Origin of the sequence: Bacillus sp. lyk4-R2A-2 (genome assembly GCF_030209735.1) — a bacterium.
Classification (GTDB): Bacteria; Bacillota; Bacilli; order Bacillales; family Bacillaceae; genus Bacillus; species Bacillus pumilus.
The window spans coordinates 307518-328183 of sequence record NZ_JARVRK010000005.1 but is presented as its reverse complement, the minus strand read 5'-3'; the positions used below and the strand labels follow the sequence as shown (position 1 = coordinate 328183).

Annotated in this window: 22 protein-coding genes; 3 read left to right on the top strand and 19 right to left on the bottom strand. The window is 41.8% G+C overall.

Features of this window, described 5'->3' with window-relative positions:
* Positions 1-5 precede the first annotated feature (5 nt).
* The 8 genes from dnaK to gpr all read right to left on the bottom strand — a co-directional run bounded on the left by dnaK (position 6) and on the right by gpr (position 9568).
* On the bottom strand, positions 6-1844 hold the full coding sequence (dnaK, locus tag QRN39_RS08475; RefSeq protein ID WP_050943738.1) for a molecular chaperone DnaK: 1839 nt from the start codon (positions 1842-1844) through the stop codon (positions 6-8).
* Between the two features lie 24 nt (positions 1845-1868).
* Positions 1869-2426, bottom strand: coding sequence for a nucleotide exchange factor GrpE (gene grpE / locus QRN39_RS08470; protein WP_003217485.1), 558 nt, complete (start codon positions 2424-2426; stop codon positions 1869-1871).
* A 64-nt stretch (positions 2427-2490) separates the two neighbouring features.
* Positions 2491-3522 carry a heat-inducible transcriptional repressor HrcA gene (gene hrcA, locus QRN39_RS08465; RefSeq protein ID WP_050943737.1) on the bottom strand — a complete coding sequence of 344 codons (1032 nt, stop codon included), beginning with the start codon at positions 3520-3522 and terminating at the stop codon, positions 2491-2493.
* Positions 3523-3603: 81 nt separating this feature from the next.
* Entirely contained in the window at positions 3604-4743 is a 1140-nt protein-coding gene (gene hemW, locus QRN39_RS08460; RefSeq protein ID WP_003217319.1) for a radical SAM family heme chaperone HemW, read from the bottom strand.
* A 117-nt stretch (positions 4744-4860) separates the two neighbouring features.
* Entirely contained in the window at positions 4861-6699 is a 1839-nt protein-coding gene (gene lepA / locus QRN39_RS08455; RefSeq protein WP_050943735.1) for a translation elongation factor 4, read from the bottom strand.
* Positions 6700-6830: 131 nt separating this feature from the next.
* Positions 6831-7163: a YqxA family protein gene (locus QRN39_RS08450; RefSeq protein ID WP_050943734.1), complete on the bottom strand. Its 333-nt coding sequence runs from the start codon at positions 7161-7163 to the stop codon at positions 6831-6833.
* A 14-nt stretch (positions 7164-7177) separates the two neighbouring features.
* The gene (locus QRN39_RS08445; protein WP_284906846.1) at positions 7178-8386 is read right to left on the bottom strand and encodes a stage II sporulation protein P; all 1209 of its coding nucleotides are present in this window, start codon (positions 8384-8386) and stop codon (positions 7178-7180) included.
* A 66-nt stretch (positions 8387-8452) separates the two neighbouring features.
* Entirely contained in the window at positions 8453-9568 is a 1116-nt protein-coding gene (gpr, locus tag QRN39_RS08440) for a GPR endopeptidase (protein WP_003217353.1), read from the bottom strand.
* A gap of 198 nt (positions 9569-9766) precedes the next feature.
* Between gpr and rpsT the strand changes: the two genes are divergently transcribed.
* Positions 9767-10033 (top strand): 30S ribosomal protein S20, encoded by a 267-nt coding sequence (rpsT, locus tag QRN39_RS08435; protein WP_003217506.1) that lies wholly within the window; start codon positions 9767-9769, stop codon positions 10031-10033.
* A gap of 134 nt (positions 10034-10167) precedes the next feature.
* On the opposite strand, the gene holA is transcribed toward rpsT, so the two are convergent.
* Positions 10168-11187 carry a DNA polymerase III subunit delta gene (holA, locus tag QRN39_RS08430; RefSeq protein ID WP_050943732.1) on the bottom strand — a complete coding sequence of 340 codons (1020 nt, stop codon included), beginning with the start codon at positions 11185-11187 and terminating at the stop codon, positions 10168-10170.
* A 236-nt stretch (positions 11188-11423) separates the two neighbouring features.
* On the opposite strand from holA, the gene QRN39_RS08425 reads away from it, so the two are divergent.
* Positions 11424-11558 carry a YqzM family protein gene (locus QRN39_RS08425; protein WP_012010638.1) on the top strand — a complete coding sequence of 45 codons (135 nt, stop codon included), beginning with the start codon at positions 11424-11426 and terminating at the stop codon, positions 11556-11558.
* Positions 11559-11597: 39 nt separating this feature from the next.
* Here QRN39_RS08425 and QRN39_RS08420 read toward each other — a convergent pair whose 3' ends face one another.
* From QRN39_RS08420 to QRN39_RS08410, 3 genes are all read right to left on the bottom strand, one after another.
* Positions 11598-13925 carry a DNA internalization-related competence protein ComEC/Rec2 gene (locus tag QRN39_RS08420; RefSeq protein WP_335363888.1) on the bottom strand — a complete coding sequence of 776 codons (2328 nt, stop codon included), beginning with the start codon at positions 13923-13925 and terminating at the stop codon, positions 11598-11600.
* Positions 13918-14487 (bottom strand): ComE operon protein 2, encoded by a 570-nt coding sequence (locus QRN39_RS08415; protein WP_003217422.1) that lies wholly within the window; start codon positions 14485-14487, stop codon positions 13918-13920. The genes QRN39_RS08420 and QRN39_RS08415 overlap by 8 nt, the downstream gene beginning before the upstream one ends.
* A gap of 65 nt (positions 14488-14552) precedes the next feature.
* Complete coding sequence (locus tag QRN39_RS08410) at positions 14553-15182, bottom strand: helix-hairpin-helix domain-containing protein (protein WP_284906844.1); 630 nt, start codon at positions 15180-15182, stop codon at positions 14553-14555.
* Between the two features lie 90 nt (positions 15183-15272).
* Here QRN39_RS08410 and comER point away from each other — a divergent pair, with 90 nt between their 5' ends.
* The gene (gene comER, locus QRN39_RS08405; RefSeq protein ID WP_003217379.1) at positions 15273-16121 is read left to right on the top strand and encodes a late competence protein ComER; all 849 of its coding nucleotides are present in this window, start codon (positions 15273-15275) and stop codon (positions 16119-16121) included.
* Between the two features lie 48 nt (positions 16122-16169).
* On the opposite strand, the gene QRN39_RS08400 is transcribed toward comER, so the two are convergent.
* The 7 genes from QRN39_RS08400 to yqeH are packed head-to-tail and all read right to left on the bottom strand — an operon-like array spanning position 16170 to position 20664.
* Positions 16170-16913 carry a class I SAM-dependent DNA methyltransferase gene (locus tag QRN39_RS08400; protein WP_106032744.1) on the bottom strand — a complete coding sequence of 248 codons (744 nt, stop codon included), beginning with the start codon at positions 16911-16913 and terminating at the stop codon, positions 16170-16172.
* Positions 16910-17266, bottom strand: coding sequence for a ribosome silencing factor (rsfS, locus tag QRN39_RS08395; protein WP_003217467.1), 357 nt, complete (start codon positions 17264-17266; stop codon positions 16910-16912). Before rsfS ends, QRN39_RS08400 begins: the two co-directional genes overlap by 4 nt.
* Before the next feature lie 12 nt (positions 17267-17278).
* On the bottom strand, positions 17279-17842 hold the full coding sequence (gene yqeK, locus QRN39_RS08390; RefSeq protein WP_003217386.1) for a bis(5'-nucleosyl)-tetraphosphatase (symmetrical) YqeK: 564 nt from the start codon (positions 17840-17842) through the stop codon (positions 17279-17281).
* A complete protein-coding gene (locus tag QRN39_RS08385; protein ID WP_003217492.1) occupies positions 17832-18401 on the bottom strand; it encodes a nicotinate-nucleotide adenylyltransferase in 570 nt (189 codons plus the stop codon). Before QRN39_RS08385 ends, yqeK begins: the two co-directional genes overlap by 11 nt.
* A gap of 13 nt (positions 18402-18414) precedes the next feature.
* On the bottom strand, positions 18415-18705 hold the full coding sequence (gene yhbY, locus QRN39_RS08380; protein ID WP_003217501.1) for a ribosome assembly RNA-binding protein YhbY: 291 nt from the start codon (positions 18703-18705) through the stop codon (positions 18415-18417).
* Complete coding sequence (gene aroE, locus QRN39_RS08375) at positions 18699-19541, bottom strand: shikimate dehydrogenase (RefSeq protein WP_284906843.1); 843 nt, start codon at positions 19539-19541, stop codon at positions 18699-18701. Before aroE ends, yhbY begins: the two co-directional genes overlap by 7 nt.
* A 22-nt stretch (positions 19542-19563) precedes the next feature.
* A complete protein-coding gene (yqeH, locus tag QRN39_RS08370) occupies positions 19564-20664 on the bottom strand; it encodes a ribosome biogenesis GTPase YqeH (RefSeq protein WP_044139444.1) in 1101 nt (366 codons plus the stop codon).
* Positions 20665-20666: the final 2 nt, after the last annotated feature.

The following is a 20666-nucleotide window of genomic DNA, read 5'->3' as shown; positions in this document are numbered from 1 at the left end:
GGTGATTATTTTTTCTCTTGATCGTCGTTTACTTCTTCGTATTCTGCATCCACTACATTGTCATCTGCTTTTTGAGCACCTTCAGCGCCTTCTTGCTGAGCTTGTGCTTGTTTTGCAGCTTCTTCATAAAGCTTTGTCGTTAGTTCTTGAACGATTGTTTGCAGCTCATCTTTTTTCGCTTTGATGTCTTCAAACTCGCCTTTTTCGATCGCAGCTTTTAGTGCATCTTTCGCGTCGTTTGCTTTTTTCACTTGCTCTTCATCGATTTTTCCTTCTAGATCTTTTAATGTTTTTTCTGTTGTAAACACTAATTGATCTGCTTCATTGCGCACTTCGATTTCTTCTTTTTTCTTCGCATCTGCTTCAGCATTTTCTTCTGCTTCTTTGACCATTTTTTCGATCTCATCATCAGAAAGACCTGAAGAAGATTTGATGGTGATGTTTTGCTCTTTGCCTGTACCCATATCTTTCGCACGTACGTTGACAATACCGTTTTTATCGATATCAAAAGATACTTCGATTTGTGGTACGCCGCGTGGTGCTGGCGGAATGTCAGTCAATTGGAAACGACCTAATGTTTTGTTGTCTGCTGCCATTGGGCGCTCACCTTGCAGAACATGGATGTCTACCGCTGTTTGGTTGTCAGCAGCCGTTGAGAATACTTGAGATTTACTTGTTGGAATTGTTGTATTACGTTCAATCAGCTTTGTGAATACGCCGCCCATTGTTTCGATTCCTAAAGAAAGTGGTGTTACGTCAAGTAAAACAACGTCTTTGACATCTCCTGTGATGACTCCACCTTGAATCGCCGCACCAAGAGCAACCACTTCATCAGGGTTTACACCTTTATGAGGCTCTTTGCCTGTTTCTTTTTTGATTGCTTCTTGTACTGCAGGAATACGAGTTGATCCACCAACAAGGATGACTTTATCAATCTCGCTAGCAGATAAACCAGCATCTTTCAATGATTGACGTACAGGTGTCATTGTACGCTCTACAAGATCTGCAGAAAGCTCTTCGAATTTAGCACGTGTTAGCGTTAATTCAAGGTGAAGAGGACCTGCATCTCCAGCTGTGATAAACGGCAGTGAGATTTGTGTAGAAGATACACCAGATAGATCTTTTTTCGCTTTTTCAGCAGCATCTTTTAAACGCTGAAGCGCCATTTTATCTTTTGAAAGGTCAATGCCATTTTCTTTTTTGAATTCAGCTACTAAGTGATCAATGATCACTTGGTCAAAATCGTCTCCACCTAGACGGTTGTCCCCAGCAGTTGAGCGTACTTCAAAGACGCCGTCTCCAAGCTCAAGGACTGATACGTCAAATGTACCACCACCAAGGTCGTATACAAGGATCGTTTGATCTTCATCTGTTTTATCTAAACCATAAGCAAGCGCAGCTGCTGTTGGTTCGTTGATGATACGTTCTACTTCAAGACCAGCAATTTTACCAGCATCTTTTGTAGCTTGACGTTCTGCATCGTTGAAGTAAGCAGGAACTGTGATAACAGCTTTTGTTACTTCTTCGCCAAGGTAGCCTTCAGCGTAAGATTTAAGGTGTTGAAGAATGATTGCAGAGATTTCCTGCGGTGTATAGTTCTTGCCTTCAACTTCTACTTTATAATCTGTACCCATATGTCTTTTAACAGACATGATTGTGTTCGGGTTTGTAATTGATTGGCGTTTCGCTACTTCACCAACTTGGCGCTCTCCATTTTTAAAAGCGACAACAGATGGTGTTGTACGTGCTCCTTCAGCGTTTGCAATGACTTTTGGCTCTCCGCCTTCAAGTACTGCAACACATGAGTTTGTTGTTCCTAAGTCAATCCCAATGATTTTACTCATAATCGATGACCTCCCATTATGTAGTTATTGATTTACTTTTACCATTGATGGACGAATAACTCGGTCTTTGAGTTTATAGCCCTTTTGCAATTCTTCTACTACGATATTTGAATCGAAGTTTTCATCTTCAACTTGCATGACGGCTTGATGAAGGTTTGGATCGAACTCTTTGCCGACAGCTTCAATTGGTTCAACGCCTTCATTTTTCAACGCTTCTACCAGCTGGCGGTAAACCATTTGCATTCCTTCTAACAAACTTTTCGCCTGCTCATTGTCTGGATCAATTCCAAGCGCTCTTTCAAAGTTGTCAAGAGCTGGGAGAAGATCGCTAACAACATGTTGAGAACGATATTTTTGCACGGTCTCCACTTCAGTTCGAGCACGGCGTTTATAATTTTCAAAATCTGCTTGAACACGCAGAATCTTGTTTTCTTTTTCATCTAGAAGCTGCTGCAATTCATCGATTTTCTCTTGGAAGGCAGACTGTTCATCATGCTTTGCTTCCTCAGTATCTGCTTGAACTGCTTCTTCTTGTGCTTCAACCTCTGCTTCTTGCTCAGGTGTCTGTTTTTCTTCTGACATTGTGTTCACCTCCCTCAAAAGATTCAAGAATACGAAGGGGCAGTGCCCCTATCTTTTTATCACCCTACTCATCATACAAATTGGAAAGTGCGTTTGACAAGTCTTTTGATACATGATGCAAAAGACTAACGACTCGCCCGTAATCCATGCGGGTTGGTCCGATGACGGCAATGGAGCCGAGTGATTTTTGATCAATCGAATAAGTCGCTGTGATCAAACTACAGTTCTCCATTGCTTCCAAATTGTTTTCTGAACCGATTTTAATGGTGATACCTTGCTGATTTGGATGAAACAGCTGCATGACATCATTCTTTTGCTCAATCAGCATCATGAGTGAGCGAATGCGGTCGATGTCATGAAATTCAGGCTGATTCAACATATTAATCTTCCCGCCAAAGAAAAGTTTTGATTCATTTTGTGTCGATGTAAATGTGTTGCCAAGCGCATCTAAAATGTGATCATAATCTTTTAAATGTGTGCGCAGAAGCATGACTACTTCTTTATACATCCTGTCCTTCAACTGGTCCATTGGAACGCCAGCTAAGCGGCTATTCAAAATATTCATCAGCTTCTCAATATCGGAGACATCGAGATGCTCAGAGAAGGTAATGGTTTTGTTTTCAACATGTCCGCTGTCTGTAATCATGATTGCTACGGCTTTATTTGGCTGAACGGGGACAAGCTGAATTTGCTTTAATCGATTTTCACTCAGCTTTGGACCAAGCACGATCGATGTATAGTTTGTGAGATCTGATAAAATTTCCGCCGATTTTTGAACTGTTTTTTCCAGCTCAAAAATTTTCTCCTGAAAAGCCGACTGGATAAGCACAAGATCTTTAGACGACAGTTTTCGCGGAGAGAGCAAATGATCTACATAATAACGATATCCTTTTTCTGAAGGAATTCTTCCTGATGAAGAATGGGTCTTTTCGATAAAACCAAGTTCCTCCAAATCAGCCATTTCGTTTCTAATCGTCGCAGAGCTGAATGTGATGTCCTCTTTTTTAGAAAGAGTCCTTGATCCAACTGGCTGCGCCGAACGAATAAAGTCATTAATGATGACTTGCAGAATCAAAAGCTGACGATTTGTTAACATCATCATCACCCCTGTTAGCACTCTCTTTCAACGAGTGCTAATTGTATAAACAAAATTACCAAACTCAAATTAAAATGTCAATTATAACTCACCGAGAAACGCTTGAAATACTTCATTTCCTAACAATTTCCCTTTTCTTGTTAAACGAATTCCAATGTCATCTTTTACAATGAGACCTTTTTCTTCTAATTCTTCAAGAACTGAGGGAAAAAGAGCTTCTGGTGAAGCACCATATTTGGCTTGGAAGTCGGCACTTTTCACCCCTTCGATTTTTCGAAGGCCTAGAAACATTTCCTCTTCTATCTGCTCTGCTTTTGTGACTTGATGAGTTTCTTTATACGGGAACCCAGTTTGCTCAATCAGTTCCAAGTAATGCTTCACTGGTCCTGCGTTCACATTTCGGATGCCATCTACATACCCGTGTGCCCCTGCACCGAAACCGAAGTAGTCTTCATTGCTCCAATAGGTCAGGTTATGCTGGCTTTCAAAGCCCGGTTTGGCGTAATTGCTGATTTCGTATTGATGTAATCCATGGCGCTCCATTTCATCCATCACAAGTTCATACATTTCAGCCTCACGTTCTTGCGGCGGTAAATGCAGTTTTCCTTTTTGCATTAAGTTGTAAAACACCGTTTTCGGTTCCACAATCAGTGAGTAGACAGAATAATGCTCTGCTCCTAATGAGAAAGCTGTCTCAAGTGAATTCATGACATGATGCTTTTCTTGATGCGGCAAGCCAAACATAAGATCTAGGCTAATATTGTCAAATCCAACCGCTCTAGCTCTCTCAAAGGACGTAAGAACATCTTTCTTTTGATGAACTCGTCCGATTTTTTTGAGTAAATCATCTTCAAAGGTTTGGACGCCAAAGCTTAGCCGATTGACACCGGCTTCTTTTAACACATGTAGCTTCTCGAGTGATAATTCATCTGGGTTTGCTTCCACTGCAAATTCAACCAGGTTTTTTGACGGTTTTAACACACGGTGGATGCTGGTCATGAGCTGGTCTAGCTGGCTGACGGTCAATGATGTCGGAGTCCCCCCGCCAATAAAGATCGTCTTTAGTTCTTGCTCACCCTTTTGCTCGATCGTGTGCTGCATCTCTTTTTCAAGAGCCGCTAAGTATTCATCGACTGGCTGCGTTTTAATGAAAAATTTATTGAAATCACAATAGTGGCAAATGTGCTCACAAAATGGAATGTGAATGTATGCTGCTTTCATTTGATGACACCTTCTTTACAGGTAAAGAGCCGCAGTTTATCGCTGCGGCACCTTTGTTTGTTTTCGACTATAAACGCCAAGGCTGACATTGTAAAGCAGGTTGCCTTGAGGAGGATGTTATTTTTTCGGTGTGCTGTCGTCCATCTTCAGCACAGCCATAAATGCTTCTTGCGGGACTTCAACAGAGCCCACTTGTTTCATGCGCTTTTTCCCTTCTTTTTGCTTCTCAAGAAGCTTTCTTTTCCGGGAAATGTCTCCACCATAACATTTAGCAAGTACGTTTTTACGCATCGCTTTAATGGTAGAACGAGCCACAATTTTTTGTCCAATCGCCGCTTGAACTGGTACTTCAAAATGCTGGCGTGGAATGAGTTCTTTCAGCTTTTCTACGATGATCTTGCCTCGTTCATAGGCGTAATCGCGGTGAACAATAAAGGAAAGGGCATCGATTTTTTCACCATTCAGCATGATGTCCATTTTCACTAGAGTAGATGGGCGATAGCCAATCAGCTCATAGTCAAAGGACGCATAGCCTTTTGTGTTGGACTTGAGCATATCAAAGAATTCATACACGATCTCCGCCAAAGGAATTTCGTACACAATGCTCACTCGGTTTGCATCAAGGTATTGCATATCAATGAAATGTCCGCGCTTTCCTTGGCAAAGCTCCATGACAGAGCCTACATAGTCATTCGGCACCATCATTGTTGCTTTCACGTATGGTTCTTCAATTTTCTCAATCTTTTGCGGATCAGGCAGATTTGACGGGTTATCGACGATGATTTTTTCTCCGTCTGTCATATACACATCGTAAATAACACTTGGTGCTGTCGTAATGAGATCGATTTTAAATTCACGCTCAATCCGTTCTTGGATGATTTCCATATGAAGCATTCCAAGAAAGCCGCAGCGGAAACCGAAGCCAAGTGCTTGGGACGTCTCTGCCTCATATTGAAGTGAAGAATCATTTAATTCAAGCTTTTCTAGTGCTTCACGTAAATCGTTATATTTCGCTGTATCAATCGGATAAAGACCGCAGTAAACCATTGGGTTCAGCTTTCTGTATCCTGGCAGCGCTTCTTTCGCTGGGTTCACCGCACTTGTGATCGTATCCCCCACACGTGTATCGCCGACATTTTTAATTGCTGCTGTTAAGTAGCCAACATCTCCAACAGTGAGTTCATCTGTCGGCATGGCTTTTGGTGTGAATACGCCGACTTCAAGTACTTCAAATTCTTTGCCCGTCGCCATCATTTTGATTTTCTGACCTGGTTTGACCGTTCCTTCCACAATTCGTATGTACGCAATAACGCCGCGATACGCATCGTAGAGAGAATCAAATATAAGAGCTTGAAGCGGTGCTTCTGGGTCTCCAGCAGGTGCTGGCACCTTTTCGACGATTTGTTCTAAAATATCTTCGATCCCAATACCAGCCTTAGCAGAGGTGAGAACAGCTTCAGATGCATCCAACCCGATGACATCTTCAATTTCTCCTCTTACACGCTCAGGCTCTGCACTTGGCAGATCAATTTTATTGATAATCGGAAGAATTTCTAAGTTGTTATCAAGAGCTAAATAAACATTCGCAAGTGTCTGTGCTTCAATTCCTTGTGCTGCATCTACTACGAGAATCGCACCTTCACAGGCAGCAAGGCTTCGAGATACCTCATAGGTGAAGTCGACATGCCCTGGTGTATCAATCAGGTGCATAATATATTCTTCTCCATCCTTCGCCTTATATTTCAGCTGGACAGAGTTTAATTTAATCGTTATGCCGCGTTCACGCTCTAAGTCCATGGAATCAAGTAATTGTTCTTTCATTTCTCGCTGCGTAATCGCCGCTGTTTTTTCTAAAATACGGTCGGCCAATGTGGATTTCCCGTGGTCAATATGGGCGATAATGGAGAAATTTCGAATTCTTGATTGCCGTTCTAATCGTTTTTCTTTATCTGTCACAATCTATCACTCCTACTATAAAACGCGGGTTGCGCTAGGTTAGATTATATCAATAGGGCTGTAAAGATTCAATCGAAATCAAGAAAAGCCGCTCATCAATTAGCGGCTTTAGTCATATGGTGTTGATTTGTTTATTTCCCATTTACCCAATCATAAAGAGAACGAGCTGCATGTGTCATGCCATCAGACAACACCTTTCCTGCTTTGGAGAAGGCATTAAAGCTCTCTATTTCCTCAAGCTGCTTTTGTTTTTCGGCAAGATCCTTTTCTGTAACAGCCGTTCCTAAGATAGAGGCTTCTCGTTCTTCTTCGTCGTTCATTTGGATGGAGAAAGCGCCTTTTAATTGCGGGTCATGGTAACCCTTCATTTGCAGCATGCCATTATTTGCCTGCTGCATTCCTAAAAAGACGCCAAATAGCAAGACCAGTCCTAAAATAATGGTTTTTCCCATAAATGATCCCATGCACCGTCACCACCTTAAGAGCGTTTTTTCTCATCCTTTGCTTTGCCGTTTACTTTTTCCGCATCCCAGAAAATGTCGCTGAAGACATCAGCTGCTGCATTGGATGTATTTTTCAATTCTTCCATATTATTATCCACTCCGCCAAATTCTAAAAGAAGGGCTTTGTCGGATAAATCTTGATTATAAATTCCATTATCACCAATTTCGCCTTTGGCAAACACACCGACACTGAGGCCTTTATATTTTTTCTCCATCAAATGGTGGAACTCCGTCGCAAGCTTGAGGTTTTTCTCATAGCTTTGATTCTTCTTTCCCACAACAAACGCAATTCTCGCATATTTTTTCCCTTTGATCTCGGCAGTAGTGTCTTTCTTTCTTCTTGAGTCACGGTGGATATCGATTAAATATTCGAGATCATCATTTTTCGCTAAGGCTTCTTTTACGACCAGTCTTGATTCATTATAAGACTGGGGATACTTTAGTCCTTTTTGCAGAAGCCGTTTTTCAACTTCTGTTTTGTCGACCGTATTCCCGATTCCTTGCTGATCAAGCGCCTTTCCGAACATGTCACCGACAAGGGTGACATTCACTTTTGAGTGCCGTGCATTGTTTGGATTCGTTTCTCCTTTTAAAAATGGTAAATATGATTCCGTATTATGTGTATGGTAAATGTACACAGCTTTTCGTTTTCCTGTCGACCGGTCCGGCTCTTTCGCAGGCTTTTTCGGCACATCTTTGTCGAGCTTGTCCAGCTCTGCTAAATTTGCTTCTTTTTCATCTTGAATGACTTCACTTGGCGGCGGCGATTCCATTGGCATGTTGGTATAGTCTGTTCCTTCACCTGCTAAGATGATTTTTGTATCAAAATGTTCAAAGCCTGGAAGTTCTCTACCTAGAAAACTACGCGGGTCTTCTAAATTGATACTGGTCGCAAGCTTGAGTGACAGTCCAGAGAAATGAAACCCTTTTTGATCTTTCGGGACGGCTGAGGCGAAATATTGGTTTTCCATGCCCATTAATGTGGCGAAAAACGCCCCGGAAAGCTCATCTGCTACACCATATAGCGAGGCTTGTGGCCTCAGCTCAGGTTTTAAAGATGTCAACGCCCCTGACATCACAAACACTACAACAAGCGAGGCTATAAATAAGAAAATGCTTTTGACTACTTTTGTTCCATTAATCGCAACGACCAACTGTCGAGGACGGCGGGGTCTTTTTTTCATGATTTACTCCCTCCAGCACGCTTTCTAGTAATTACACTATGAGCGAGCTAGAGAAAGTAGAACCGATTAATGATTATAAGAACCCATGTTATCTTGAGAGATTTTTTGATGAAGCGCTGTGTTTAATCCATTGGCGAGCACGTTTGCCATATCATCAATGAATGTATCCACTTCCTTAGGCGTGACCATGAGATTTTGCCCTAGCGGCGCAAGCACTTCATGGATCAGCTGCCGTTTCTCTTCTTCTGGAAGAGTTCCTACGATACCTAGAAATGATTGACGCGTTTCTTCATCTGGTAAGTCTTCTTCGTTTAGTACTTTTTTCTTCCCAAACGTCAAACCAGCCGGCACAAGAGAGCGGGACGGCCTGTCATCTTTCAGTTCTCTACCAAAATGCTTTAAGACATAATCAATTGTGTCACTTGCAATGGTGACTGCATCTACCACTGTCGGAACGCCAATCGCAATCACTGGAATTCCCAACGTTTCTTTGCTTAATTCTTTTCGCTTATTCCCTACACCTGAACCGGGATGGATACCTGTATCAGAGATTTGAATCGTCGTATTCACCCGTTCCACTGCACGAGCAGCAAGGGCATCGATTGCAATGACAAAATCGGGTTTGGACCTCTCGATCACGCCTTGTATAATGTCGCTTGTTTCAATACCAGTCAGTCCCATCACTCCCGGTGATAAAGAGGACACTGGGCGGTAGCCTTCCTGTACATTTTCCGGCTGTAATTCAAAAAGATGCCGGGTCACAAGCAGACTTTCAACCGTGAGCGGACCTAGCGCATCTGGCGTGACATTCCAGTTTCCTAGTCCTACTACAAGACAGCTCGCATCAGTCTGAATGCCTCGATCTTTTAAAAACTGAGCAAAATGATGGGCAAAGACTTCGACAACTTTTTCCTGCATCTCAGAATCTTTCTCCCGAATGCCCTGCGCCTCAAGTGTCAAGTATGTTCCTGCCTTTTTGCTGGTCAGCGCCTCCCCTTCTTTCGTAATCTCCACCGTGCGTATACGGATGCCATGCTCCTCTTTTTCCTTTTCGACAATCCCTTGAATTCCATCCTTTTTGACGACATTCGGATCGTTCTCTTGTTCTAGTATCTCTTTTGTTTCAACAGCCAAGTCTGTCCGAATTTGATAAGCACTTAAATCAAGTTTCTGTTTCTCCATAAAAAGACTCCTTCCACCAAGTAATTAACAGTAGTCTTTCCATCTCTTGAAAGAAACATTCGAGCGCTTCATCAATGAAAAATACTTTACATTTATATTGCATTCTAAAGGTGTGTTTGATAGAATACAACTTGTTCTATTGTGAAGATTTAACCTTAAGACAATTGTGTTTAGGTTGTATCTTAGGAGGTGAAACACATGCCAAATATTAAATCAGCGATCAAACGTACAAAAACGAATAACGAACGCCGTGCACACAACGTGACAATCAAGTCTGCGATGCGTACTGCGATTAAACAAGTTGAAGTTTCTGTAGCTAACAACGATGCTGAGCAAGCAAAAGCTGCTCTTTCTTCTGCTGCAAAACGCATTGACAAAGCCGTTAAAACTGGTCTTGTACACAAAAACGCAGCTGCGCGTTACAAGTCAAGACTTGCTAAACAAGTAAACGGACTTTCTGCATAATGCTTGCAACGCCTCAGTAATGAGGCAACTGTTTAACTGTACGTCCGTCCTGACCGGCTCAGCCATTAGGACAGACTGACAATTATACATCTAAACAAAAACGACCCTCTTTTTAGAAGGTCGTTTTTTTATGTTCAAGCGCCTAATAGGCGAAGCAGAAACAATTCTAGCAATAGCTGCTTGTCCTTTTTACCGGTTTTCATTTCATAATCGATCGTTGATAGCTCTTTGACAATTTGCTTCAGCTCTTCTTCTGAAAACAGCCTTGCCTGATCCATAGCAAGTTTCACGCGGAATGGGTGGACTTTTAGATTTGAAGCAATTTGTTTTTGCCCATATCCTTGCTGAGCGAAATACTTCGTCTGTAAAATCAAACGAAATTGAGTGGATATAAGTGCTAATATTTTAATGGGTTCCTCATTTTGTTTCAGCAAATCATAAAACATCTGCATGGCCTGAGAGCGGCGTCTGTTGACAATTTGGTTAATTAATTCGAAAATATTCTGCTCTAAGCTCCTTGCAACGAGCTGATTGACATCCGCTAATTCAATTTCTTCTCGCTCTCCAATATATGTACTCAGCTTCCTGACCTCTTGAAACAATGAGGATAGGCTTCCGCCGCACAGCATCACAAGCTGCTCAGCCGCTTCAGATGTCATCGCCTTTCCTTCTGTTTTCACCAGCGTAATGGTGAAATCCGTTGTTTCTTTTGGGTTTAACTCTTTTGCCTCAACCATAGCCGCTTTCTTTTTTAGCAATTTGGTGATTTTCTTCCGTTCATCCAGCTTTTCATATGGTGCCAATAAGACGAGAATGGTATAAGGCGCCGGCTTTTCTAAATAAGCTTCTAACAGAGAAAGCTCATGCTCAATCTTCTCTTTTTTCTTTTCCGCTGTAAGAAAATAAGGGTTCTTGATCACAACGAGACGTCTTTCTCCCATGAACGGAAAGGTTTCTGCATCTGTCACAGCCTGTTCAAGCGGCACCTCTTCCATATCAAAGACGGAGAAATTAAAATCCTTTGTCTCTTCGTCTACTACAGCTTGTCTTAATTTAGCTGCTGTTTCTTGCAGTAAATACGTTTCTTTTCCATATAAGCAATAAACGGGATGGATATCCCCTCTTTTTAAATTGTTCCAAACCTCAAAGACCATAAATTGAATCCCTCTCTTTCACTTCCTCCTCTATCCTAAAGTGTGCGAAGACATTAGTAAAGAGGAAGCTGAAAGTACCGCCTCCTCATTTATAGTAAACGTCTGGTGCAAGCTCCCGGGTCAGCTTGCTTCAGACGATATTCATAAAATGATCATGAAAATGGAAAACGGTTACTTTACCTTCTAGCAATTCCAAATGAGTTCAAGTATACTAAAATTAGCCAGGAGGGATGAAAATGAATGAATTTGAAAAAAATGTTCAAAGCAAGCGGAATGATGTGACCGACTCAGCCGTTGGTTTTATCGTCACATTCGGATTTTTCGCCTCAATGTTTATTTTGGCAACCATTATACACCTCGTTGGATCTTAACTTCATGATTGCTACATGACTGCCGTTTTGGCAGTTTTTTTATTGTTTTTGTAAGATATCATATGGAGGATGCGTGTAAAACGTTCCTTCCTTCTCAAGAAATCCATAGGTCACACTTCCGTCTTGATCTGTGCGGTACACCTTCGTTTGATGATCCTTTAGTTTTTTCAAGACTTCCTGATGAGGATGCTGATAACGATTGCGTTCACCAGCCGAAATGAGTGCGTGCGACGGCTCCAGATGCCGAAGCCACTCATCACTTGTTGACCCTTTGCTCCCATGATGCCCAACCTTTAAGACATCTGCTTGCAGGTGAGGATAGGCTTCTATAATATCTCGTTCCCCTTCATGTTCAAGATCTCCAGTGAACAGAAACCGTTTCCCGCCAAGATTAAAAGTAAGAACAAGTGAATCATTGTTCTTACTTGTCACCCGGTGTTGCGAAGGGTGAAGAACCTCAAATATGTGCTCTCCAACTTGGAGCTGATCTCCTCTTTCTAATTCATCAATCATAATCCCTTTTTCAGCTGCTTCTTTTAGCAGCTTTGCATCTTCTGGACTTCGGGCAAAACCTTTTGGTATGGCTAGCCGCTTTACTTTATTTCGTTTGATTAAACGAACTGCTTCTCCCATGTGGTCTTGATCTGCATGCGTGAGAATCAGCACATCAAGTTTTGCTATACCTTTAGAATGCAAAAACGGGATTAGTGTTTGTTCACCGATCGTAGACACTTTACGTCTTTTTTTCCATGGTTCATCATCAAAAGAAAGTCTGCCACCTGTGTCCACAAGTAGATGTCCCTTTCGGTAAGGGAGCTGAATAAACAAACTATCCCCTTGTCCGACATCCAGCATCGTGACCTCCCCTTTTTGGAGAAAATTCGGGGTGAAATAGTGTGCACTCAAGACACCGATGAGTAATATAATCGGCACGGCATAGGATTTCACGGACATTTTGCACTCCATCACAAACAGCAAAAAAACAATGGCGCTCACTTCAAGCAGAATATGCCACCAAGTCGATTTCATAAAAATCAGGTTGACCCCATCAAAAACTGCCATATGTGCTGACAACTGATGACTTAGCTGGATGACCGAATCAAGCAACTGGAACAACACTTGTCCAAGCGGAAGATAAATGATAGACAAAAGAAAAAAGAGTAAGGATAGAGGCAGGACAACTGTTGTATAAAAAGGGACAAATATCATATTCAATGGGATGCTCAGCAAAGAAAATTGCTGAAAATGATATAAAAGAACAGGAAGCGAGGCAAGCTGTGCAACAAATGAGACAAGGAACAACTGCATCACGGCGCTTTTCGCTTGCGATAAGATTCTGGTCGATAACAAAATAAAAAACGTAACCACGAATGAAAGCTGAAATCCGATCTCGAATAGATATAGAGGATGAATCGCTAATAAGAATAAAAACGTTGCGCTTAATACGACAGCAGAAGGCTGTTTCATTTCTTTTGGCAGGCTTGTCATCACTAAATAGATTCCTGCCATAAGGCAAGCTCTTAAAACTGATGGTGCAGCACCTGTCAAACAAGCATAAACAGGAAGAAAGCATAATAGAAGAAGACGCGCTGTCTCTCTTGTCACACCGGCACGAAGCAGACACCAAAATAAACAGGCAAGAAGCGTTTGCACATGCAGTCCTGAGATCGCTAACAGATGAATAATACCGAGCATTTGATAGTCTCTTAGCGTGTCAGGATCAATCAAATCACGGTCTCCAAAAATAAGAGCCTGTACAATACCTACAGAGTTTTTCGGCACATGATCTTCTAAGAATTTTAAGCCCTTTTGCCTCATCTTTTGAAGATAATAGGAAGGACGATCATTTGTTGTACAGCCTTTGATTGACTGCGGTAAGAAAATAGCGCGAATGCCTTTTGATTGTAGAAATTGATCGTATTGAAACCCGTTAGGAATGGTTGCTTGTTTAGGCGGTCGAACATCACCTGTCATATGACAGCTCATACCTGGCTCTACGTCTTTTAACGTCTCTTTTTCACGCTCTGTTTGAATGGTATAGAAAGCGGCTAGCCGGTCATCTTCTGTTGACACAGTTGCCGAAAAACGATTGCCATCTATTTTCGGAATCGTTTCAATCACAACAGAGCCGGAAAAGAATTTTTCTTGAACAGGTTGATCCGTTTCAAAAAACTCATGAACCATAAAAATAAGAGTATAGACGGCTCCACATAGGCTGATCATGAGAAAGAGTTTGGGGATTTTTTTCAGTAGGCTGAGAAGGAAGATGATGAGAAGAAAGAGAAGGAAGTACAAATGAAGATGATATGCAGCCAGAGCAATTCCAACAGCTGCTGAAATTGCCCCAAACGGCAAATAATTAAACATAGGAAGTAAATAATTGATTCGCCTTCTCATGCATATTGCGAATTTCTGATTCACTAAGTCCTGATTCACTTAGTTTGCCAATTAGATCTGCAACAAAGGCTAATTTTTCTTGATTTTTTAAGTCGATGATCATTTCATCGAGTTCAACTTGTTCCGTTTGAACACCTGCCTGCTCAAATAAATCAATGGCATATGGGTGATTTTTATAATCCTTTGCATAGTAAACGGTTCGAATACCTGCTTGAATAATGGCTTTACAGCACTGCAAACAAGGAAAATGTGTGACATATATTTCAGCATCGGCTGTTGGTGCACCAAATTTGGCACATTGTAAAATAGCGTTCATTTCCGCATGGATGGTGCGAACGCAGTGATGATCAATGACATAGCATCCCACATCTGCACAATGGACATCACCAGCAATTGAGCCATTATATCCCCCTGCAATGATACGCTTGTCTCTGACGATGGTCGCCCCAACAGCTAACCGCTCACAGGTGCTTCGCAGAGCAAGCAAATGGCTTTGCGCCATAAAATATTGATTCCATGAAATTCTTTCCACGAGCTGATCCCTCCAGAATGATGGTTGGTATTAAGTGTACATGCCTTCCTTCTATACCGTCAATTCTACTTAACGGTCAATTCATTTTTCAGCCGTTCAATGGTCTTCTCCCCAAAACCTGAAATGTTCCGCAAATCTTCAATTTGTTGAAATTCTCCGTGCTCCTCTCTGTACGTAATGATGGCTTCTGCTTTAGCTGGCCCTATTCCATTAATGGTTTGCAATTCCGCTGCATCAGCCTGATTCACATTGACACCTTGACTCTTTTCATTACCCGATGGAGCGTCTGCACCTGCTGTTTGTGCCTCTCTCTCTGCTTCTCCCTGCTTCCGGACATAAATCATCATACTGTCTTCTAATTTTGCTGCTTGATTAATTTCAATCGTGTCTGCTTTACTAGTAAAACCTCCTGCTCTTCGAATGGCTTCTTCTACCCGTGCATCAGATTGAAACGTATAAACACCTGGCTTTTTTACAGCCCCTTTGACCTCCACAAAAATGGAGGATGATTCATTATCGGTCTTTTCTTGTTTGTTTTCTAATGTGACTTGTTTGTCTTGATCGCCCTTCAATACACTTGGCTCTCTAGTGCTCCCCTTATTTCCTGCCAAAAGGAAGAAAGTGATGATGATCGCGCCCATGAGCCCAGCTCCGATATAAAGACTGTATTTTTTCAATGGAATGAGTCGCTTCACGTGCTCACGCTTCTTTCAATCATATTTTTCTATTGCTCAACATACTGTTTAGAAGATAACAGATCCTATGCGCCTAAGGAGGGAGAACGTTTGAATATCGGGATAATCGGTACAGGAAACATGGGTACCATACTTACTGAGGCATTTATTGAATCAAAGGCAGTCAATCCCTCATCCATCACCATTACAAACCGGACCATAGAAAAAGCGTTCAATATAAAAAAGAACCACCCAGAGCTTGAAGTAACAAAACAGCTTACAGGAGCTGTCATGGATAAAGATTTCATCTTTGTTTGTGTCAAGCCGCTTGATATTTATCCTCTTTTAAAAGAGCTGAGCCCTCTTTTAAAAGAGCACCAAACCATTGTCATCATTACAAGTCCGGTTCATCCTGAACAGCTTCAGGATATCGTTCCTTGTCAAACAGCCAGGCTGATTCCAAGCATTACGAACCGCGCTTTATCAGGTGCGTCACTTTTAACATTTGGATCGTCATGTAATGTCGCGACGAAAACAGCGTTAAGACAATTAGCTTCCTGCATTTCAACACCTATTGAAATTCATCATTCGATTACAAGAGCGGCGTCAGATATCGTCAGCTGCGGTCCTGCCTTTATCAGCTTCCTCGTTCAGAAAATGATTGAAGCAGCCGTTGAAGAAACAGATATTTCTAAAGAAGAAGCCACCACCTTATCAGAAGATATGCTTGTAGGGCTTGGCCGTTTGATTGAAAAAAGAGTCTATACCCTTCCGACACTACAAGACAAAGTGTGTGTAAAAGGCGGCGTTACGGGTGAAGGGATTAAAGCACTTGAAGCAGGTGTTCAAGATATGTTCCACCGCCTTTTTCAAAACACTCATGAAAAATTCGATGAAGATCTTGAAGCGGTTGCGCATCAATATCCGCCAAGTGTGTTTACTGATGATCGCAGAAATTAATCAACTCTGCAACAAGCGAAAAAAGGGTTTTAAAAAACCATCGTTCCATTAAACGATGGTTTTTGGCTTCTTAGCTGAAATGAAATATCTTTCGGCGAATTCCCCAGGCGCTTCATTTGTAAAATCAGCGGTCACTTCTATTTGTTCAAAGCCAGCGGACTCAAGGAACGCCGCATAGGTCTCAAATGGAAATGTACGCTGTTCATGTGTCTCATCATAACGCTGATACACGTCTCCGTCCTTTACAAAAAAGCTTAAATCGTGAATGACCGAATACATGTCATCCCCTTTATCACTCTGCCAAATATAGCTGATCTCTTCATCTTGATCGGCATAAGTCGAACCTGGGAATACCTCTTCCATTTTATAAGGAGTATGAACATCAAAGAGTAAAACCCCATCTGCCTCTAAAAGCTGAAACATGTTTTTAAAGGTTTTTTTGACGTCATTTTCGTTTTTTAAGTAATTCAAGGAATCACAGCATATAACCGCCGCTTGAAAGACTTGCTCAAAACCCGTCAGCTCTCTCATATCTTGATGTAAAAATTGAATGGACTGCTTTTTCGCCTGTGCTTTTTGCTGCGCGAAAACCAGCATTTCTTCACTGAGGTCAATTCCTGTGACTGCGTGACCCTTTTCAGCTAACCGAAGAGAAATCTCTCCAGTTCCACAGCCAACATCAATAATGGCAGCATTCGGTTTGATATTCTGCTGGATCCACTGAACCCATTCATCATAAGGTGCATGTGTCATGAGCTCGTCATACACACCTGCAAACCCTTGATAAATCATGAGTTAATGCCAAGTGAAAGCGTTTCTCTCGGCGCATCTCCCCATAGCTTCTCTAGGTTGTAGTATCCTCTTTCTTCTTTGTGGAACACATGAGCAATGACATCACCAAGATCAATCAATACCCATCTTGCTTCATCAAAGCCCTCCATCTTCTTCACTTCGATTCCGCTTTCCTCTGCAAGATGTTTTACTTCTCTTGCAATGGCCTGCACTTGTTTATCAGAGTTCCCGTGACAAATGAGAAAATAATCGGCAACAAGTGAGATTCCTTGCATATTAAGGGCAATAATATCCTCAGCCCGTTTATCATCGCATGCTCCTGCCGCGACGTTTAAAATTGATGATGAATCCATCCAAATTCCTCCTTAATTGTTCTTATGCACAAGTGAGTTGTAAGTCGCAAGCGTATCTGGATAGACTGGCTGGTTCTTTTTCAATAAAAAGCTGATCGTGTTTTTTAGTGACTGAATCAGTGCGCTATCTAAATCTTGCTCTGCTAACTCTCTTACTTCTTCAACACCAGGGAAATGACGTCCTGGTTCGATATAATCAGCGACATAAATGACCTTTTCAAGTAATGTCATGTTTGGTCTGCCTGATGTATGAAATTCAATGGCCGTTAAAATATCTTGGTCGTTAATAGCTGCTTCCTTTTTAACCAAATAGGCACCAACCGGGGCATGCCAAAGCTCGGGCGAATATTCCAGCAATAGAGGGTTCATCTGTTCCTGCTGGATAATCCCCTTCATTTCATCCTTTGGTCTAAATTTCGCATAATCATGAAAAATAGCGGCGATCTCTGCTTTTTTCACATCTGCACCGAACCGTTCCGCTAAAGAAATAGCTGTCTCCATAACCCCGAGTGTATGTGTATATCTATGCTCTGTTAACTGCTCTTTGACACAGCTTAATGCTTCTTCACGATTCATATAAGTGATGCTCCTTTATATAACGCTCAACAGCTTTCGGTATCAAATAATCGACAGGTTTTTCCTGCATGATTCGCTGCCTAATCAATGTCGATGATACATCAAAAGCTGGAACATCTGCAAATAAAAGAGGATATGTCGTATTTCGGGTATAACCCGGTCTTTTCATCCCAATAAAAGTAATCATCTGAAGCAAATCATCTATCCGATGCCATTTTGGCAAATACTCGACCATGTCCGCTCCAATCATAAAAAAGAACTCATCTTCAGGATGATGCTTCTTTAAAAGCTCCACCGTATCTACTGTATAAGATGGACCCTCTCGCTCCATTTCAATGAGCTCCAATCGAAAATGTGGATTTGACTGGATCGCCGCATCCACCATTTTCACCCGGTGACGACTATCTGCTCGCTTCCGGTCTGTTTTATGAGGAGGCTTGTGATTTGGGATAAACCAAATTTCATCAAGCCCTACTTGAAAACGCACTTCATTTGCCATCAGCAAATGCCCATTATGAGGAGGATCAAACGTACCGCCGAACAACCCTATTTTTTTCATATCACATCCACCTTTACGGCAGCTTAATTTGTTTATTTTCCTTCGATTCTTTATAAAGGACAATCACATTTCCGATCGTTTGAACAAGTTCAGCTTTTGCACCTTTGACAAGTGCTTTCGCAACTTCCGTTTTGTCCTCGTCGCAGTTTTGTAATATGCTGACCTTTAACAGTTCTCTTACTTCAAGCGCCTCGGAAATTTGCTTGATCATATTGTCATTTACCCCACCTTTTCCTACTTGAAAAATAGGTGATAAATGATGTGCTTTTGCACGTAAAAAACGTTTTTGTTTCCCTTTTAACATGGTGTTCCTCCTAATTTCTGTATCACAATTGACTTCATTTTTCTTGCGTCAGGCGCGATGCCTGTCCACAGTTCAAAGGCTCTAGCTGCTTGTCCAACAAACATGCCGACACCATCTACTGTTTTCAAACCTAACCCGGCTGCTTCTCTGAGCAGTTTTGTTTCTATTGGATTATACACAATATCACAAACAACCGCTGTTTTTTTTGTGTTTGCTAAAGAAATCGGGGTTTCTTCAACATTCGGGTGCATACCAATTGAGGTTGTATGGATGATGACATCATATTCCCCAAGCTGCTCTTCCGCCGTCTTTAATGTAATGGCACTAGAAGTGAAGTTCCCATTTGCACTTTCAATTAAAGCCTCCGCTTTTTCAATGGTACGATTGGTGATATCAAAGCTTTTCGGTGCATAGTCAGCGATTGTCGTATAAATCGCATTTGCCGCTCCGCCAGCACCAATCATTAGAAATGACAGCTCTGATAAAGGCTGATCCAAGGCTTCAAGCAATGAATGAAGAAAGCCCTCCCCATCTGTGTTGTACCCGACGAGTTGACCTCCTTCGAGCCGCACCGTATTGACTGCACGCAGGCGTTCAGCTGTCACATCAATTTTGTCCAGGTACTGCATGATGTCTACCTTGTGCGGAACAGTGACGTTAAAGCCGCTGATTCCTAAGGCTTTCATACCGCTAATGGCATCTTTCAGGTCATCATTTTCTACTTGAAAGCCATGATAATGTCCATCAATTCCAGCATCCTTTAATGCTGCATTATGAATATCCGGAGACATTGAATGGCCAACAGGGTTACCGATTACTCCGTATAAAGGTTTCAAGGTCTCTCCCCCCTCTGAACATTTAAATTAACGAACGTCTCATAAACACATGCACGCCTTTTGGCGCATAGACTTTAATTTGCTTACCTGCATCATTTGCCGTGATCCACCCTAAGCCTGAGAAGACGATATCCATTTTCGGCTGATCAATGGTAAAGGTATGTGGAACGAGTGGAGGAAAATCTTCCATCCCCTCTTTTGATGGAGGTGATAGTAATTCCCCTGCATGCTTTTCATATAAATCATCTGCGTTCTCTAACTTTGTTCTGTGTATGTTCAGCTCATTTGGCATATAGCAGACAAATGACGTTCTGCCGCCTTTTACATAATCAAATCGAGCAAGCCCGCCAAAATAAAGCGTTTGGGCTTCATTTAATTGGAACGTTCTCGGTTTCAATTCTTTTTTCGGCGTTAAGATCTTCAAGTCATTTTTGCTGACATAGTGCGCCATTTGATGACGGTTGATAATGCCCGGCGTATCAAATAGAGCAGATCCGTCATCAAGCGGGATCTCAATGGCATCAAGTGTTGTACCTGGATATTGGGATGTGGTGATCACGTTCTCTTCACCAGATACTTCTTTGATGATTCGATTGATAAATGTGGATTTCCCAACATTCGTACAGCCGACGACATAGACATTTCTTCCTTCGCGGTAATGATCGATCGCTTCCATCACCTCAGGTACGCCCTGACCTCTGCTTGCACTGATTAAGAAAACATCGATCGGGTTCAATCCGTTTTCTTTCGCTTCCCTTTTCATCCAATGAATTAAACGATCTTTTTTCACGGATTTCGGTAAAATATCTACTTTGTTGCCGACGAGTAAAATCGGGTTACCACCGACAATACGACTCAGCCCATTAATCCAGCTTCCGTTAAAGTCAAAAATATCAACGACCTTGACAATCAGAGAATCTGTCTCTCCGATACTGTGCAATATATTTAAAAAGTCGTCTTCTGTTAAAGAAACATCTTGTATTTCATTGTAGTTCTTTAACCTAAAACAGCGCTGACAGATCACATCTTCTTTCAATAGAGATGCTGCCGGCGCATATCCTAATTGATCTTTATCTTCCGTCTGAATGGCTACACCGCAGCCAATACAAACAACCTTTTCCATTA

Bases quoted from the DNA above. Each gene is read 5' to 3' on its own strand.
- dnaK (WP_050943738.1), bottom strand. From the start codon at position 1,844: ATGAGTAAAATCATTGGGATTGACTTAGGAACAACAAACTCATGTGTT.
- grpE (WP_003217485.1), bottom strand. From the start codon at position 2,426: ATGTCAGAAGAAAAACAGACACCTGAGCAAGAAGCAGAGGTTGAAGCA.
- hrcA (WP_050943737.1), bottom strand. From the start codon at position 3,522: ATGTTAACAAATCGTCAGCTTTTGATTCTGCAAGTCATCATTAATGAC.
- hemW (WP_003217319.1), bottom strand. From the start codon at position 4,743: ATGAAAGCAGCATACATTCACATTCCATTTTGTGAGCACATTTGCCAC.
- QRN39_RS08450 (WP_050943734.1), bottom strand. From the start codon at position 7,163: ATGGGATCATTTATGGGAAAAACCATTATTTTAGGACTGGTCTTGCTA.
- QRN39_RS08445 (WP_284906846.1), bottom strand. From the start codon at position 8,386: ATGAAAAAAAGACCCCGCCGTCCTCGACAGTTGGTCGTTGCGATTAAT.
- gpr (WP_003217353.1), bottom strand. From the start codon at position 9,568: ATGGAGAAACAGAAACTTGATTTAAGTGCTTATCAAATTCGGACAGAC.
- rpsT (WP_003217506.1), top strand. From the start codon at position 9,767: ATGCCAAATATTAAATCAGCGATCAAACGTACAAAAACGAATAACGAA.
- holA (WP_050943732.1), bottom strand. From the start codon at position 11,187: ATGGTCTTTGAGGTTTGGAACAATTTAAAAAGAGGGGATATCCATCCC.
- QRN39_RS08425 (WP_012010638.1), top strand. From the start codon at position 11,424: ATGAATGAATTTGAAAAAAATGTTCAAAGCAAGCGGAATGATGTGACC.
- QRN39_RS08420 (WP_335363888.1), bottom strand. From the start codon at position 13,925: ATGTTTAATTATTTGCCGTTTGGGGCAATTTCAGCAGCTGTTGGAATT.
- QRN39_RS08400 (WP_106032744.1), bottom strand. From the start codon at position 16,913: ATGATTTATCAAGGGTTTGCAGGTGTGTATGACGAGCTCATGACACAT.
- rsfS (WP_003217467.1), bottom strand. From the start codon at position 17,266: ATGGATTCATCATCAATTTTAAACGTCGCGGCAGGAGCATGCGATGAT.
- yqeK (WP_003217386.1), bottom strand. From the start codon at position 17,842: ATGAATCGTGAAGAAGCATTAAGCTGTGTCAAAGAGCAGTTAACAGAG.
- QRN39_RS08385 (WP_003217492.1), bottom strand. From the start codon at position 18,401: ATGAAAAAAATAGGGTTGTTCGGCGGTACGTTTGATCCTCCTCATAAT.
- yhbY (WP_003217501.1), bottom strand. From the start codon at position 18,705: ATGTTAAAAGGGAAACAAAAACGTTTTTTACGTGCAAAAGCACATCAT.
- yqeH (WP_044139444.1), bottom strand. From the start codon at position 20,664: ATGGAAAAGGTTGTTTGTATTGGCTGCGGTGTAGCCATTCAGACGGAA.